Source organism: Streptomyces sp. NPDC056347 (assembly GCF_042262625.1).
Lineage (GTDB): Bacteria > Actinomycetota > Actinomycetes > Streptomycetales > Streptomycetaceae > Streptomyces.
The window spans coordinates 17,914-33,765 of sequence record NZ_JBHJQP010000077.1 but is presented as its reverse complement, the minus strand read 5'-3'; the positions used below and the strand labels follow the sequence as shown (position 1 = coordinate 33,765).

Here is a 15,852-nt window from a genome sequence, read left to right as displayed (position 1 = left end):
GTTCCTCGGGGCCGACGGGTTCCGGGACCGGGCCCGGTCGGGACCACGGCCACGGAACCCGCCGGGATGTCAGGCCTTCTTCTTGCCGGGCTTCTTGCCGGCATCCGCCTCGGAGGCGGCCTCACGGGCCTTCGGGACGGCCGCGGCGGTCCCGGCCTCCTCGGGGTAGTGGCAGGCCGTCAGATGGCCCTCGCGGCTGCCCTCGATCCGCACCAGCGGCGGGGCCTCGCTCGCGCACTTGTCCGTCGCCTTCCAGCAGCGGGTGCGGAAGCGGCAGCCCGACGGCGGGTTGACGGGGGAGGGCACGTCACCGGCGAGCCGGATGCGCTCCCGGGCCGGGGTGTCGTCGGCGGTCGCCTCCGGCACGGCCGACAGCAGCGCCCGGGTGTACGGGTGGCGCGGGTTGCCGTACAGGTCCTCGCGGTCGGCGATCTCCACGATCCGGCCGAGGTACATCACCGCGACGCGCTGCGAGAAGTGCCGCACGACGGCCAGGTCGTGGGCGATGAACAGGAAGGCGATCCCGAGCTCCTTCTGGAGCTTCTGGAGCAGGTTCACCACCTGCGCCTGGATCGACACGTCCAGCGCCGAGACCGGCTCGTCCGCCACGATCAGCTTCGGCTCCAGGGCGAGCGCGCGGGCCACCCCGATGCGCTGGCGCTGGCCGCCGGAGAACTCGTGCGGGAAGCGGTTGTAGTGCTCCGGGTTGAGCCCGACGGTCTCCAGCAGCTCCCGCACACGCGCCTCGCGGCCGCCCGCCGGCTCGATGCCGTTGATCTCCATCGGCGCGGTGATGATCTTGCCGACGGTCTGCCGCGGGTTCAGCGAGGCGTACGGGTCCTGGAAGATCATCTGGATCTCGGAGCGGACCGGGGCCAGCTGCTTGCGCGAGGCGTGCGTGATGTCCTGCCCGCGGTACGAGATCCGGCCGGCCGTCGGCTCCAGGAGCCGGGTGATCAGCCGGCCCGTGGTCGACTTGCCGCAGCCGGACTCGCCGACCAGGCCCAGGCTCTCGCCCGCCGCGACGGTGAAGTCCAGTCCGTCGACCGCCTGCACCGCCCCGATCGTCCGCCGGATCGGGAAGCCGCCCTTGATCGGGAAGTGCTTGGTGAGTCCGGAGACGTCCAGGAGGGGATCTGTGCTGCTCATGGTAGGGAAGTCCCGTCTCTTGTACGTCAGTTGTGCCGGGTGCCGGCGAAGTCCGCGAAGAACTCGGCGCGCTGCCCGGCGGTGAGGTGGCAGGCGGATCCGCGGCCGCCGGTGATCTCCAGCGCCGGCTGCTCGCTCGCGCAGCGCCCGCCGCTCACCTGCTCGGTGAAGGAACACCGCGGGTGGAAGCGGCAGCCGCTCGGCGGGTTGAGGAGGCTCGGCGGGGCGCCGGGGATCGGCGAGAGCGGCACGTCGACCGGACCGTCCAGGCTCGGCATCGAGCTCAGCAGGCCCAGCGTGTACGGGTGCTGCGGGGAGCTCAGCACCTCCTTCTTCGTACCGCGCTCCACGCAGCGGCCGCCGTACATCACCAGCACGTCGTCCGCGACGTCTGCGATGACACCGAGGTCGTGGGTGATGAAGATGATCGAGGTGCCGGTCTCCTGCTGGAGGTCCTTGAGCAGGTCCACGATCTGGGCCTGCACGGTGACGTCCAGGGCGGTGGTCGGCTCGTCCGCGATCAGCAGCTCCGGGTCGCAGACCAGCGACATGGCGATCATCGCGCGCTGGCGCATACCGCCGGAGAACTGGTGCGGGTAGTCGTCCACCCGGAGGTCGGGCTGCGGAATGCCCACCTTGGTCAGCATCTCGACGGCCCGCGCCCGGGCCTCCTTCTTGGAGGCGCCGGTGTGCTTGCGGTACGTCTCGCCGATCTGCTTGCCGATGGTGTGGTACGGCGACAGCGAGGCCAGGGCGTCCTGGAAGATCATCGCCATCTTGTTGCCGCGCAGCCGCTCCAGCTCCCGCTCGGAGGCGGCCAGCAGGTCCTGCCCGTCGAGCAGGATCTCGCCCTCGATCTCGGTGTGGTCGGGGTGGTGCAGACCGAGGATGGTCAGGTTGGTGACCGACTTGCCGGAGCCGGACTCGCCGACGATGCCGAGGGTCTTGCCCTTCTCGACGTCGAAGGACAGCCCGTCGACGGCCTTGACCATGCCGTCTTCGGTGGAGAAGTGCACGCGCAGATCGCGTACGGAGAGGAAGGGGGTGCTCACTGGATCTCTCCCTAGGCGAGGCGGACGCGCGGGTCGATGAGGGCGTAGACGGCGTCGACGACGATGTTGAAGACGACGATCGCCGCGGCCGCGATCAGGACGACGCCGAGGATCAACGGGAGGTCGTTGTCATTGACGGCCTTGACCGAGAGGGCGCCGATGCCGTGCAGGCCGAAGGTCTTCTCGGTGATGATCGCACCGCCCAGGAGCACGCCGATGTCGAGGCCGAAGATGGTGACGATCGGACCCATGGCGCCGCGCCAGGCGAATCTGAAGAACACCGTCCGGCGGGAGAGGCCCTTGGCGCGCGCGGTGCGCACGTAGTCCTCGCTCAGCGTCTCCACGAGCTGGGAGCGGGTCATGCGGGTGTAGTTGGCGGCGAAGATCAGCGCCAGTACCAGCCAGGGCAGCAGCAGTCCGTTGAACCAGCCGACCGGGTCGTCGGTGAAGGGGACTTCCTTGGGACGGTCCAGGATGTGCCACTGGTCCGCGAGGTAGTACATGGCGATCACGCCGATGAAGTAGATCTGCATCGACGAACCGATCAGCGACGCCGAGGAAGCGACCTTGTCCAGCCACTTGCCCTGCTTGACCGCGGCGAGCATGCCGGTGCCCACACCGAAGAGCACGAAGACGAACGCGCTGCCGACGGAGAGGAAGAACGTCGTGGGGAAGCGGTCGAGGATGGTGCCGACGACCGGCTCACGGTTGTGGAAGGAGTAGCCCAGGCACGGCGCCGGACAGTGTCCGAAGGAGGTGTAGTCCCGGCCGACGAACACACCCTGGAGCCAGTGCCAGTACTGCACCGGCAGCGGATCGGCGATGCCGAGGTTGCGCTTGACCAGCGCCAGCGTCTCGGGTGTGCACACCTTGCCGCAGGCCACCCGGGCCGGGTCGCGGGGCGCGACGTAGAAGAGGACGAACGTGATGACACTGATGATCAGCAGGATGACCAGTGCGCCGATTGCCCGGCGGATGAGGAAGCGGAACATGGCGATGGATTTCCCTGGCAGGCGCCGACGAGGGGGAGTGGAGCGGGCGGGGCGCCACGCGGGCGCCCCGCCCCGGGAGTGTCGGCGTCAGGCCTTCACGAACAGCTTGTAGAAGACGGCCGAGGACCACAGCGGGTGGAACATCGCCCCGCCGACCTTGTCGCCGTAGAGGTAGAAACGGCGCTGGAACGTCTCGGGGATGATCGGCGCCTCCTCCTCCATGATCCGCTTGTCCAGCGCGGCCCAGGCCTTGCCGGCCTCGGCCGAGTCGGCGATGGTGACGTTCTTCTTGATCGCCTCGTTGACCCAGTCGACGTTCAGCTGCGAGATGTTGTTCGCGCCGTTGGCGATCGTGCCGCCGTCGAACAGCGGCTGCATCAGCGTGTAGCCGGTCGGCCAGTCCGGGGACCAGCCGAACCACATGACGTCGAACTGGTTGTCGATCTGCTGGATCTGGTCGTAGTAGCTGGTGGAGTCCAGCGGCTTCATGACCGGGGTGAAGCCGGCCGCCTTGAGGGCGTTCTCGATGACGACCTTGGTCTTGTTGTACGTGTTGGACGTCGGGAAGGCGTAGACGACCTTCTGGCCCATCTTGCCGGCTTCCTTCAGCAGCTTCTTCGCCGCCTCCGGGTCGCCCTGCGGCTTCTTCAGCTTGCCGTAGACGTCGTCCTTGGCGTAGCCGACGATGTCGGGGCTGAGGATGGAGGTCGCGTAGTCACCGGCCGACGGACCACCGTAGATCTTGCGGATCTGCTCCAGCGGCCAGGCGTGGATGATGGCCTGGCGGACCTTCAGGTCCGTGATCCGCTTGGTGTTGATCGCGTAGTAGTAGATGCCGGTCAGCAGGCCGTTGAAGGTCCGCTTCTTCAGCTCGGGGTCGGTGAGGACCTTCTGGATGCGCTCGGCCGGGACACCGCTGTACGCCATGACCGCGTACTGGTCGTCGCCGCCGTCGGCGATCAGACGGTCGGCGGCCTGGAGGGACTCGGGGCCGAACTCGTAGACGAAGCTGTCCGGGTACGCGTTGCGGATCGAGTCCGTGTTCGGGTCCCAGTGCGGGTTGCGGACCAGCGTCATCGACTTGTCGATGGAGTGCGACTTGATCCGGTACGGACCGCAGCTCACCGGGTCCTTGTCGTACTTCTCCTTGGTGTCGCCCTTGACCGGGACGGCGCCGTAGGAGGTCATCGCCAGCGTGAAGTTGAGGTCCGGGCGGGCCTCGGCCAGCTTCAGGGTGATCGTCTTGGCCTTGGCGTCGGTGACGACCGCGTCGAGGTGCTTGCCGCTGTACGGGCCCTTGTACTTCGAGCGGTAGTCGGACGTGCCGAACATCGCGGTCTGGACGTAACCGGCGCCCTCGGTGGTGAAGCTGGCGAAGCCGCGCTCGATGCCGTGGCGGACGTCCTCGACCGTGAGCTCCTTGCCGTCCTCCCACTTCAGACCGTCCTTCAGCGTGAAGGTCCAGGTCTTGCCGCCGTCGGACATGGTGCCCGCGTCGGTGGCGAGGTCACCGACGAGCTTCATCGTGCCGTCCGAGGCGATCTTGTAGCCGGTCAGGCCGCGGACGTAGAGGTCACCGATCGCGGAGTTCCACGCGAAGTAGACGCGCTGCGGGTCCAGGTGCGAGAAGTCGTCCGGGGCGAGGCCGCGGATCGTGCCGCCCTTCTTGGCGCCCGGGATCTCGGCGGCGGGGCCGGTGGAGTCGGCCTTCGTACCGACGACGACCGAGCCGGTGTACTTGTCGGTGCCGCCGTGTCCGGCGCCGCCGCCCTTCTTGGCCGTGCTGCCGCTGCTGCACGCGGAAAGGAGCATCGAACCGCCGGCCGCGACCGACGTGGCGATGACGAAGTTTCTGCGGGAAAGGGACATGGCTTCCTGCTCTGGTCGATGGAGAGAAACGATCATTCCGGCGGGCCCCGTCGCCCGGTCGGAGGACGTGCGGTTCAGCGCTTGGTCTTCGGGTCCAGTGCGTCACGCACCGAGTCGCCCAGCAGGTTGAAGGCGATGACGAAGATCACCATCGAGAGGCCGGGGAAGAGCATGAACGTGATGTCGCTCTGGTAGACGTCCGATCCGCGCTGGATCATCACACCCCAGTCGGGTGTCGGGTCGCTGAGGCCGACACCGAGGAAGGCGAGACCGGCCTCGGCGGTGACGTACGCCGGGAGCGCGAGCGTGGCCTGGATCAGGATCGGCGTCCAGAGGTTCGGCAGCAGCTCCTTGAAGATGATGCGTGCCGGAGACGCTCCCGTGACCTTCGCGGCCTCGACGAACTCGCGCTCGCGCAGGGCGAGTACCTCGCCGCGCAGCAGTCGGGCGATGGAGGCCCAGCCGAAGGCGGTCATGACCGAGATGAGGCTGGTGACGATCAGCCAGACCGGGGTGTTCTCCTCGGGGGAGACCAGGATCGACAGCATCACCGGCCAGAAGGCGATGAAGAAGAGCGTGGACGGGAAGGCGAGCAGGATGTCGATGATCCGGCCCACGAAGTAGTCCGTCTTGCCGCCCAGATAGCCCGCGGTGATCCCGATGACGATGCCGAACAGGGTCACCAGCAGGGTGGTCGCCGTGGCGATGAGCAGGGAGTTGCGGATGCCGTAGAGCAGGAAGGTGAAGACGTCCCGGCCCAGCCCCGGCTCGATGCCGAACCAGTAGTCGCTGCTGATACCGCCGTTGGGCAGGACCGGCGAGCTGAAGTCGTCCAGGAGGCCGGGCTCGTTCTGCCCGTACGTCGTGTACGGGTCCTTCCCGTAGAGCTTCGCGATCAGCGGCGCGCAGATGCCGATCACGAAGAAGAAAATGACCACGTAGGCCGAGATCACGCCCGTGCGGTCGCGCTTGAAGCGCAGCCAGGCCATCCTGCCCGGCGAGCGGCCGTTGCCGCCCTTCGACGCGGACGGGGCCGCTGTCGGCTGCTGCTTCGCGTCCTCCACCTCAACGGGGGTGGCGGCTTGTGGCGTTGGAATCGTCATGGTGCTCCTGGCCCGGAGGGTCGAAGGACTCCGCAGGGCAACACCTACGGGCTACCGGGACCTTTTCAACGCAATTCATGCAGGGTCAATGAATGTCCGACGCCCTTGGCACGCTCTTTGGAATCTTTGCTTATGCATGACCAAATAAAGGGCGTGGCTTTGCTTCCGTTTGGCTCTTTCGGAGGCACGAACGCGGCTTAACGGGTGAACTCCGGCAATGAGTCCGATATGCGGGCGCGGTTGTCTCGGAATGCGTACATCGGGTCGAGCCGGCTCGCGGTCGATGCGCATTCGATGCCTGGCCGTTACCGCTCCGCTGTCATCGCCGCCCGGCACCCGCCCGCGTGCGTGGAGCGCAGTGGACCGTGATGTGCCACTCGAATCGGCTCCGACGCGCCCGAATGGGTGGGATAGATGTGCGTTATGCACCTTGTGCGGTGATATTTGACCGTACGTGAGACGGAGCACTACGAGGAGGCACTCCATGCGCGGAGCCACACGGGCCAAGTGGGCCGCATGCGCGGCGGTCGTCGCGCTGGCCGCGACGGCATGCGGCGGCGGGGGCAGCAGTGGCGGCAGTGGCGCGGACGGCATCGTGAGCTCGTCCTGGGGTGACCCGCAGAACCCGCTCGAACCGGCCAACACCAATGAGGTGCAGGGCGGCAAGGTCCTCGACATGATCTTCCGGGGCCTGAAGCGGTACGACCCGAAGACCGGCGCGGCCACCAACATGCTCGCCGAGAAGATCGACACCAAGGACAACCAGAACTTCACGATCACGGTGAAGGACGGCTGGACCTTCAGCAACGGCGAGAAGGTCACCGCGAAGTCCTTCGTGGACGCCTGGAACTACGGCGCCCTGCTGAAGAACCACCAGAAGAACGCCTACTTCTTCGGCTATATCGACGGCTACGACAAGGTCCACCCCGAATCCGGCAGCGCCACCGCGACCACCCTCTCCGGACTCAGGGCCGTGAACGACCGGACCTTCACGGTCAAGCTGTCGCAGAAGTTCTCCCTCTGGCCCGACACCCTCGGCTACCCGGCCTTCGCCCCGCTCCCCGGGGCGTTCTTCACCGACCACGCCGCCTGGATCTCCAAGCCGATCGGCAACGGGCCGTACCAGGTCGACAAGTACACCAAGGGCTCCTCGATGAACCTGCGCAAGTGGGACGGGTACCCCGGCACGGACAAGGCGGCCAACGGAGGCATCGACCTCAAGGTCTACACCGACAACAACACCGCCTACACCGACCTGACGGCCGGCAACCTCGACCTCGTCGACGACGTACCCGCCTCCCAGCTCAAGAACGTCAGGGCCGACCTCGGCGACCGCTACATCAACACCCCGGCCGGCATCATCCAGACCCTCGCCTTCCCCTTCTACGACAAGAAGTGGGACACCCCCGGCGGAGTCAAGGTCCGCCAGGGGCTGTCGATGGCGATCAACCGCGCCCAGATCACCGACCAGATCTTCCAGAAGACCCGCACCCCCGCCTCCGACTGGACCTCCCCGGTCCTCGGCGAGAAGGGCGGCTTCAAGGAAGGACTGTGCGGCGCGCCCTGCGAGTACGACGCGGCGCGGGCCAAGAAGCTGATCCAGGAGGGCGGCGGCATCCCCGGCGGCCAGCTCAGGATCGCGTACAACGCCGACACCGGCTCCCACAAGGAGTGGGTGGACGCCATCTGCAACAGCGTCAACCGGGCGATGGGCAACAACAAGGCCTGCATCGGCGCCCCCATCGGCACCTTCGCCGACTTCCGCAGCCAGGTCTCCCAGCAGAAGCTGACCGGCGCCTGGCGGGCCGGCTGGCAGATGGACTACCCGCTCATCCAGAACTTCCTCCAGCCGCTCTACTACACCGACGCCTCCTCCAACGACGGCAAGTGGAGCAACAAGAAGTTCGACGACCTGATCGACCGGGCCAACGCCGAGACCGACCGGGCCAGGGCCATCACGACCTTCCAGGACGCGGAGAAGGTCCTGGCCGACCAGATGCCCGTCATCCCGCTCTGGTACCAGAACGGCAGCGCCGGCTACTCGGACCGGATCTCCGACGTGACGCTGAACCAGTTCAGCGTCCCGGTGTACGAGCAGATCAAGGTCAAGTGACCCGCCGGGGCCGGGACCTCCCGGCCCCGGACCATCCGAACCCCGCGACCCCCGGAGCCCCCGCATGGGACGTTATGTGATCCGGCGGCTGCTGCAGATGATCCCGGTCTTCTTCGGCACCACTCTGTTGATCTTCCTCATGGTGAACGTGATGGGCGACCCCATCGCGGGTCTCTGCGGCGACCGCCCGTGCGACCCGGCGACCGCCGCCCAGCTCCGCTCGGAATTCGGCCTCGACAAGCCCGTGTGGCAGCAATACCTCACGTACATGGGCAATGTCTTCACCGGGGACTTCGGCACCGCGTTCAACGGGCAGAAGGTCACCGATCTGATGGCCACCGCCTTCCCCATCACGATCCGGCTCACCGTCGTGGCGATCGTCTTCGAGATCGTCATCGGCATCAGCCTCGGCGTCGTCACCGGACTGCGCCGCGGCCGCCCCGTCGACACCACCGTGCTCATCCTGACCCTGGTCGTCATCTCCATCCCGACCTTCGTCACCGGCCTGCTGCTCCAGCTGCTGCTCGGCGTCGAGTGGGGCGTCATCAAACCCTCCGTCTCGCCCGAGGCCCCCTTCAACGAGCTGCTGATCCCCGGACTGGTGCTCGCCTCCGTCTCGCTGGCCTACGTCACCCGGCTCACCCGCACCTCGATCGCCGAGAACGCCCGCGCCGACTACGTACGCACCGCCGTCGCCAAGGGGCTGCCCCGGCGCCGCGTCGTCGTCCGCCACCTGCTGCGCAACTCACTGATCCCGGTCGTCACCTTCATCGGCACGGACGTGGGCGCCCTGATGGGCGGGGCGATCGTCACCGAGCGGATCTACAACATCCACGGCGTCGGCTACCAGCTCTACCAGGGCATCCTGCGCCAGAACTCCCAGACCGTCGTCGGCTTCGTCACCATCCTCGTCCTGGTCTTCCTGGCGGCGAACCTGATCGTCGACCTGCTCTACGCCGTACTCGACCCGAGGATCCGCTATGCCTGAACAGACACCGGGCGAGGCGATCTCGTCGGCCGGATCCGGAGGGGCGATGGACCTCGCCGTGGCGGAGGGCACCACCCTCGAGAGGGCGCCCGGCGGCCCCTCGGGCAGCGGCCCCGCCCAGAAGCCGCGCAGCCTCTGGTCCGACGCCTGGCGCGACCTGCGCCGCAACCCGGTCTTCATCATTTCCACGCTGATCATCCTCTTCCTGGTGATCATTTCGATCTGGCCCCAGCTCATCGCCGACCAGGACCCCCTGGACTGCAACCTGGCCAAGGCGCAGGAGGGCTCCCAGCCCGGTCACCCCTTCGGCTTCGACGCCCAGGGCTGCGACGTCTACACCCGCACCGTCTACGGGGCCCGGAACTCGGTGACCGTCGGCGTCTGCGCCACCATCGGCGTCACCCTCCTCGGCGGGCTGCTCGGCGGGCTGGCCGGCTTCTTCGGCCGCTGGTCGGACGCCGTGCTCTCCCGGCTGACCGACATCTTCTTCGGCATCCCGGTGGTCCTCGGCGGCCTGGTCTTCCTCTCCGTGGTCACCAGCGCCACCGTCTGGCCGGTGATCGGCTTCATCGTGCTGCTGGGCTGGCCGCAGATCGCCCGTATCGCCCGCGGCTCCGTCATCACCGCCAAGCAGAACGACTACGTGCAGGCGGCACGGGCGCTCGGCGCCTCCAACTCCCGGATGCTGCTGCGCCACATCGCCCCGAACGCCATCGCGCCGGTCATCGTCGTCGCGACCATCGCGCTCGGTACGTACATCGCGCTGGAGGCGACGCTCTCGTTCCTCGGCGTCGGCCTGAAACCGCCCGCCGTCTCCTGGGGCATCGACATCTCCGCCGCGTCCCAGTACATCCGCAACGCCCCGCACATGCTGCTCTGGCCCGCCGGTGCCCTGGCCGTCACCGTGCTCGCCTTCATCATGCTCGGCGACGCGGTGCGCGACGCCCTCGACCCCAAGCTGCGCTGAGGAGCCCGCTGCCATGTTGCTCGAAGTGCGCGATCTGTACGTGGAGTTCCACACCCGCGACGGGATCGCCAAGGCCGTCAACGGGGTCACCTACTCGGTGGCCGAGGGCGAGACACTGGCCGTCCTCGGCGAATCCGGCTCCGGCAAGTCCGTCACCGCCCAGGCCGTCATGGGCATCCTCGACATGCCGCCCGGAAGGATCGGCGGCGGCGAGATCCTCTTCAAGGGCCGCGACCTGCTGACCATGAAGAAGGAGGAACGCCGGAAGATCCGCGGCCAGGAAATGGCCATGATCTTCCAGGACGCCCTCTCCTCCCTCAACCCCGTGCTCAGCGTGGGCGAGCAGCTCGGCGAGATGTTCGTCGTGCACCGGGGCATGTCCCGCAAGGACGCGAAGCTCAAGGCCGTCGAGCTGATGGACCGGGTCCGCATCCCGGCGGCCAGGGAACGCGTCGGCAACTACCCGCACCAGTTCTCCGGCGGCATGCGCCAGCGCATCATGATCGCCATGGCGATGGCACTGGAGCCCTCGCTGATCATCGCCGACGAACCCACCACCGCCCTCGACGTGACCGTGCAGGCCCAGGTGATGGACCTGCTCGCCGAGCTCCAGCGCGAGCTGAACATGGGCCTCATCCTGATCACCCACGACCTGGGCGTCGTCGCCGACGTCGCCGACAAGATCGCCGTGATGTACGCGGGCCGGATCGTCGAGTCCGCCCCGGTCCACGAGATCTACCGGGCCCCCGCCCACCCGTACACCAAGGGCCTGCTCCGGTCGATCCCGCGCCTGGACCAGAAGGGGCAGGAGCTGTACGCGATCAAGGGCCTGCCGCCCAACCTGCTGCACATCCCGCCCGGCTGCGCCTTCAACCCCCGCTGCCCGCTCGCCCGGGAGATCTGCCGGGACGAGGTGCCGCCGCTGTTCGAGGTGGCCGAGCACCGCGAGAGCGCCTGCTACTTCTGGAAGGAGACGCTCGATGCGCGCTGACGACCCGGCGGCCGGCCCGGTCCGCGAGGCGGCCGTGCGGAGCGGCGAGCCGATCCTGGAGGTCCGCGACCTGGCCAAGCACTACCCGATGACCCAGGGCGTCCTGATCAAGAAGCAGATCGGTGCCGTCAAGGCGGTCGACGGGGTCTCCTTCGACCTGGCCGCGGGCGAGACCCTCGGCATCGTGGGGGAGTCCGGCTGCGGGAAGTCGACCGTGGCCAAGATGCTGGTGCACCTGGAACAGCCGACGGCCGGGGCGATCCGCTACAAGGGCGAGGACCTCACCAAGCTGTCCGGCCGGGCCCTGAAGGCGGTCCGCCGGAACATCCAGATGGTGTTCCAGGACCCGTACACCTCGCTCAACCCCCGCATGACGGTCGGCGACATCATCGGCGAACCGTACGAGATCCATCCCGAGGTGGCCCCGAAGGGGGACCGGCGCCGGAAGGTCCAGGAGCTGCTGGACGTGGTCGGCCTCAACCCGGAGTACATCAACCGCTACCCGCACCAGTTCTCCGGCGGCCAGCGCCAGCGCATCGGGATCGCCCGCGGCCTCGCGCTCAACCCGGAGATCATCGTCGCCGACGAACCGGTCTCCGCGCTCGACGTCTCCGTACAGGCCCAGGTCGTCAACCTGCTGGACCGGCTCCAGAAGGAGTTCGGGCTCGCCTACGTCTTCATCGCGCACGACCTGTCGATCGTCCGGCACATCTCCGACCGGGTCGGCGTGATGTACCTCGGCCGGATCGTCGAGACCGGCTCCGACGAGCAGATCTACGAGCACCCCACGCACCCCTACACCCAGGCGCTGCTGTCGGCGGTCCCGGTGCCGGACCCCGCGGCCCGCGCGCACCGGGAGCGGATCATCCTGCACGGCGACGTCCCCTCGCCCGCCGACCCGCCCTCCGGCTGCCGCTTCCGCACGCGCTGCTGGAAGGCGCAGGAGCGGTGTGCGCTGGAGGTGCCGCTGCTGGCCGTGCCCGCCGTCTTCCGGATGACCGATTCGGCGGCCGCGCACGACTCGGCCTGCCACTTCGCGGAGGAGAAGCGGGTGGTCCCGCCGGAGGGGCTGCTGGGGACACCGGGCCCGCCGGCCGCCGAGAACGCACCGGGCGAGGCGAACGGTCCGGACGAGTCGGGCGAGCAGAACGGTCCGGGCGAGCCGAACGGCCCGGGCGAGGCGTAGCGCCGAGTGTGTACCGGCCGGGAGGCCGCCAAGTCCTCCCGGCCGGTTGCCCGTTCGCGCACCACGCCGGTGAACCCCTTGTCGGCCGGGCACCGCGGTGTGAGTATCGCTCGGGTGATACTGACACGGGGGGCAAGGGTCACCGGCGCCGTTCTGTGCGCGGTGCTCGCGCTGATCGTCGCGGGCTGGATCGTACGGGACATCAACGCCGCGGACGACATCGGGCAGTTGGGCCGTCGCTGGGCGGGGTTCTACGACGCCCGGTTCACCGTGCTGCCGACCACTTCGGTGTCCGACCCGGTCCTGCTGGTGGTGTACGCCGCCGCGGCCGTCGCCGCCCTGCGGTCCGCGGCGTCCGCCGGCGCGCTGGCCGCCGCCGGGGCGGTCACGATCGCGGTGCGGCTGCCCGGACTCTGGAACATCGGCGAGGCCCGGTGGGACGGCCGGTTCCCCGACGAGCTGCGCACCCGTGCCATGATCTGCGCCTTCGTGGCGCTCGCCGCGGGCATCGCGCTGATCATCACCGCCGGGGCGGGCCGCCGCCCGGTGCGCGACTTCACCGAACGGCCCCCGGCCCGGCCGGGCACGGGCGCCGGGGTGGTCGTCCTCCTGGGCCTCGGGGCGGCCGCCGTGGTCGTGGCCGGCTGGGAGATCCGCCAGGCGCTGCGGGGCCCCGACCTGTACCCCGACTGGTATCTGGGCGGCGACCGGGTCTTCCAGCCGCTGACGGGCCCGCCGCCCGGCTGGTTCTCCGCCCTGCTGGTGCTGCTCTGCCTGTTCGCCGGGGTGAGCGCGGTCTCCCGCGCCACGCACGCGCGGGCGTTCGGCCTGATTGCCGCCGCGCTGCTGCTGCTCGAAGGCATCCTGAGCGTGATCCGAACGGTCCACTACGAGCTGCTGCAGCATTTCCTCGACCTGCCGGTCGAGAGCGAACTGCTCGTGCTGACCGGGTTCTTCGAGGTGTTCGTCGGAGCCGTGACGCTGCTGGCGGCGGCCCTGCCGGGCCGGCCGGCCCCCGTGCCCGCGCCGGGGGGCGAGCCGGGATACGGGCCGGGGTACGGACCGCCGCCCGGACCCTTCGGGCCGCCGCCCCCGTCCCAGCCGCCGCCGGGCTGGTGACGGGGAGGGCGGACCGGACGTGATCCGGCCGGTTCCCTCAGCCCTTCGGCCCCAGCGACCGCTTCAGGAAGTCGACCTGGAGCAGCAGCAGGTTTTCGGCCACCTGTTCCTGCGGCGTCATGTGGGTCACCCCGCTCAGCGGCAGCACCTCGTGCGGGCGCCCGGCCGCGAGCAGGGCCGAGGTGAGCCGGAGGGTGTGCGCGAACACCACGTTGTCGTCCGCGAGGCCGTGGACGATCATCATCGGCCGCACCTGCTCGGCGGCCTCGGACAGTCCCTCGTCGGTGACGACCGAGTTGTGCGCGTACACCTCGGGCTGTTCGGCCGGGTCGCCGAGGTAGCGCTCGGTGTAGTGGGTGTCGTACAGCCGCTGGTCGGTCACCGGGGCGCCGACCACCGCCGCGTGGAAGACGTCCGGCCGCCGGGTGATGGCCAGGGCCGCCAGGTAGCCGCCGAACGACCAGCCGCGGATCGCGACCCTGCCGAGGTCCAGCGGGAACCGGTCCGCGAGCGCGTGCAGTGCCTCGATCTGGTCGTCCACCGTGAGGAGCAGGTTGTTCTTGACCGCCTTCTCCCAGGCGGGCGAACGCCCCGGAGTGCCCCGCCCGTCCGCGACGACGACCGCGAAGCCCTGGTCGGCGAACCACTGCGAGGTGAGGTGCGCGTCGTGCGAGGCGGCCACCCGCCGGCCGTGCGGCCCGCCGTACGGATCCATCAGGACCGGAAGCGGACCGTCCGACTCCTGGTACCCCTCGGGGAGCAGTACGGCGCACGGAATCCGCTGTGCGCCCCCCTCGGCGAGCCGCACCCGGGCGGAGATGACCGGCTCCTGCGCGTGGCTCGTCACCGTGGCGACCGGCTTGCCGTCCCGGAACACCCGGACGAGGGCCCCGGACCGCTCCAGGGTCCGCGAGACCAGCACCGTCACCCCGCCCGCGCGGACCGCCGTGTGCACCCCCGGCTCCTTCGAGACCCGCTCCACACCCAGCTCGTTGACCCGGTAGACATGGGTCTCGCCGATCTCCGGGTCCGTCGCCTCCTCGCCGGCCGTGGCCGACACCAGGATGTCCGACTCGTCGATGTCCAGCACCGACCGGAGCTGCAACCGCGCCCCGGTCAGCGGCCGGTCGCCGACCGCCAGCACCCGCGCACCGCCCTCGTCCGCGATCCGTACCAGCCGGCCGTCCGGCGTCCAGGCGGGCACGCCGGGGTAGATTTCCAGCCACACCGGGTCCTCGTCGGCGTGCACCGTCCGGGTCCGCCCGGTCTCCGGGTCCACCGCGAGGTACAGGTGGCTGCGCTGGTCGCGGGACTGCACCAGCAGCAGCGGCGCCCCGGCGGACGACCAGTGCACCTGGGCCAGATACGGGTGACCCGCCCGGTCCCAGGCCACCTCGGTCCGGGTCCCGTCCAGCCCCAGCACGAAGAGCCGCACCTCGGCGTTGGGCGTCCCCGCCGCCGGGTACGCGATCTCCGCGGGCCGCTGCTCCGGGTGCGCCGGGTCCGCGATCCACCACCGCCGCACCGGGCTGTTGTCGACCCGGGCCACCAGCAGCCGGTCCGACTCCGGCGACCACCAGAAGCCCCGCGAGCGCTGCATCTCCTCGGCCGCGACGAACTCCGCGAGGCCGTACGACACCTCGTCCGCCTCCGGCTCGGCGAGGGCCCGGTCGCCCTCGCCCCCGGCGCCCACCACGCGCAGCGCGCCCTTGGACACATAGGCGATGTGTCGTCCGTCAGGTGAGGGACGGGGGTCGATGACCGGGCCCGGAACGGGCAGCGCACGTGCCGTACCCGACCGCAGCCCGGCGACGTAGACCTTCCCGGAGAGGGTGAACGCGGCCAACTCCGCGGCCGCGTCGACCGCGTAGCCGACGATCCCCGAGGCACCCTCGCGGCTGCGCTCGCGACGGGCCCGCTCCTGCGCCGACAGCCGTTCCGCCGAACCGCCCAGCAGGGCCCCGGGATCGGCGACCAGGCGCTCCCGCGGCGCCCCGTCCTTCGGCAGGTCCAGCACCCACAGCTGGCCGGAACGCTCCGTTCCGGACTCCGAACGCAGGAAGGCCACCCGCTCCCCGTCGGGCGAGACGGTGAACGACCGGGGGGCGCCGAGGGTGAACCGCATGGTCCTGGCGTGCTGGCGGGGGAAGGAGATCGGCTGTGAAGTCATGCGTCGAACCTAGCCCCCGGCCGACCGGTCGGGGAGTGCCCGGTCGGCCGGGCGTGCGCCCCTCGTGCTGCCGTGCACCGATCAGTGCCTTTCCACGGAAAGTTATGATCCGTAGCGCTCGGTGGGTAGGAAACCCGCTGGCTCCATGTGTGC

Annotated in this window: 12 protein-coding genes; 6 read left to right on the top strand and 6 right to left on the bottom strand. The window is 69.3% G+C overall.

All coding sequences use genetic code 11. The annotated features are described in order from the left end of the window. Positions 1 to 69: 69 nt before the first annotated feature. From ACFCV8_RS19325 to ACFCV8_RS19305, 5 genes are all read right to left on the bottom strand, one after another. Positions 70 to 1,149, bottom strand: a complete 1,080-nt coding sequence (locus ACFCV8_RS19325) for an ABC transporter ATP-binding protein (RefSeq protein ID WP_376686579.1) — start codon at positions 1,147 to 1,149, stop codon at positions 70 to 72. Between the two features lie 26 nt (positions 1,150 to 1,175). Then, positions 1,176 to 2,141, bottom strand: a complete 966-nt coding sequence (locus ACFCV8_RS19320) for an ABC transporter ATP-binding protein (RefSeq protein ID WP_376686580.1) — start codon at positions 2,139 to 2,141, stop codon at positions 1,176 to 1,178. Between the two features lie 71 nt (positions 2,142 to 2,212). Then, positions 2,213 to 3,193 carry an ABC transporter permease gene (locus ACFCV8_RS19315; RefSeq protein ID WP_376686578.1) on the bottom strand — a complete coding sequence of 327 codons (981 nt, stop codon included), beginning with the start codon at positions 3,191 to 3,193 and terminating at the stop codon, positions 2,213 to 2,215. 87 nt (positions 3,194 to 3,280) lie between these two features. Beyond that, positions 3,281 to 5,062, bottom strand: a complete 1,782-nt coding sequence (locus tag ACFCV8_RS19310; protein WP_376686577.1) for an ABC transporter substrate-binding protein — start codon at positions 5,060 to 5,062, stop codon at positions 3,281 to 3,283. A gap of 74 nt (positions 5,063 to 5,136) precedes the next feature. Continuing rightward, a complete protein-coding gene (locus ACFCV8_RS19305; protein ID WP_376686576.1) occupies positions 5,137 to 6,165 on the bottom strand; it encodes an ABC transporter permease in 1,029 nt (342 codons plus the stop codon). Between the two features lie 484 nt (positions 6,166 to 6,649). Between ACFCV8_RS19305 and ACFCV8_RS19300 the strand changes: the two genes are divergently transcribed. The 6 genes from ACFCV8_RS19300 (at position 6,650) to ACFCV8_RS19275 (ending at position 13,529) form a co-directional block, all read left to right on the top strand. After that, positions 6,650 to 8,278 (top strand): ABC transporter substrate-binding protein, encoded by a 1,629-nt coding sequence (locus tag ACFCV8_RS19300; protein ID WP_376686575.1) that lies wholly within the window; start codon positions 6,650 to 6,652, stop codon positions 8,276 to 8,278. A 64-nt stretch (positions 8,279 to 8,342) separates the two neighbouring features. Then, on the top strand, positions 8,343 to 9,266 hold the full coding sequence (locus ACFCV8_RS19295; protein WP_376686574.1) for an ABC transporter permease: 924 nt from the start codon (positions 8,343 to 8,345) through the stop codon (positions 9,264 to 9,266). Beyond that, the gene (locus ACFCV8_RS19290; RefSeq protein ID WP_376686573.1) at positions 9,259 to 10,233 is read left to right on the top strand and encodes an ABC transporter permease; all 975 of its coding nucleotides are present in this window, start codon (positions 9,259 to 9,261) and stop codon (positions 10,231 to 10,233) included. Before ACFCV8_RS19295 ends, ACFCV8_RS19290 begins: the two co-directional genes overlap by 8 nt. Positions 10,234 to 10,246: 13 nt before the next feature. After that, entirely contained in the window at positions 10,247 to 11,224 is a 978-nt protein-coding gene (locus tag ACFCV8_RS19285) for an ABC transporter ATP-binding protein (RefSeq protein WP_376686572.1), read from the top strand. After that, positions 11,214 to 12,410: an ABC transporter ATP-binding protein gene (locus ACFCV8_RS19280; RefSeq protein ID WP_376686571.1), complete on the top strand. Its 1,197-nt coding sequence runs from the start codon at positions 11,214 to 11,216 to the stop codon at positions 12,408 to 12,410. Before ACFCV8_RS19285 ends, ACFCV8_RS19280 begins: the two co-directional genes overlap by 11 nt. A gap of 114 nt (positions 12,411 to 12,524) precedes the next feature. Continuing rightward, a complete protein-coding gene (locus ACFCV8_RS19275) occupies positions 12,525 to 13,529 on the top strand; it encodes a hypothetical protein (RefSeq protein WP_376686570.1) in 1,005 nt (334 codons plus the stop codon). Positions 13,530 to 13,566: 37 nt separating this feature from the next. On the opposite strand, the gene ACFCV8_RS19270 is transcribed toward ACFCV8_RS19275, so the two are convergent. Then, the gene (locus ACFCV8_RS19270; protein WP_376686569.1) at positions 13,567 to 15,699 is read right to left on the bottom strand and encodes a prolyl oligopeptidase family serine peptidase; all 2,133 of its coding nucleotides are present in this window, start codon (positions 15,697 to 15,699) and stop codon (positions 13,567 to 13,569) included. Positions 15,700 to 15,852: the final 153 nt, after the last annotated feature.

Coding starts and splice junctions, on each gene's coding strand:
- ACFCV8_RS19285 (WP_376686572.1), top strand. CDS start 10,247: ATGTTGCTCGAAGTGCGCGATCTGTACGTGGAGTTCCACACCCGCGAC.
- ACFCV8_RS19300 (WP_376686575.1), top strand. CDS start 6,650: ATGCGCGGAGCCACACGGGCCAAGTGGGCCGCATGCGCGGCGGTCGTC.
- ACFCV8_RS19325 (WP_376686579.1), bottom strand. CDS start 1,149: ATGAGCAGCACAGATCCCCTCCTGGACGTCTCCGGACTCACCAAGCAC.
- ACFCV8_RS19290 (WP_376686573.1), top strand. CDS start 9,259: ATGCCTGAACAGACACCGGGCGAGGCGATCTCGTCGGCCGGATCCGGA.
- ACFCV8_RS19310 (WP_376686577.1), bottom strand. CDS start 5,062: ATGTCCCTTTCCCGCAGAAACTTCGTCATCGCCACGTCGGTCGCGGCC.
- ACFCV8_RS19315 (WP_376686578.1), bottom strand. CDS start 3,193: ATGTTCCGCTTCCTCATCCGCCGGGCAATCGGCGCACTGGTCATCCTG.
- ACFCV8_RS19270 (WP_376686569.1), bottom strand. CDS start 15,699: ATGACTTCACAGCCGATCTCCTTCCCCCGCCAGCACGCCAGGACCATG.
- ACFCV8_RS19280 (WP_376686571.1), top strand. CDS start 11,214: ATGCGCGCTGACGACCCGGCGGCCGGCCCGGTCCGCGAGGCGGCCGTG.
- ACFCV8_RS19320 (WP_376686580.1), bottom strand. CDS start 2,141: ATGGTCAAGGCCGTCGACGGGCTGTCCTTCGACGTCGAGAAGGGCAAG.
- ACFCV8_RS19295 (WP_376686574.1), top strand. CDS start 8,343: ATGGGACGTTATGTGATCCGGCGGCTGCTGCAGATGATCCCGGTCTTC.
- ACFCV8_RS19305 (WP_376686576.1), bottom strand. CDS start 6,165: ATGACGATTCCAACGCCACAAGCCGCCACCCCCGTTGAGGTGGAGGAC.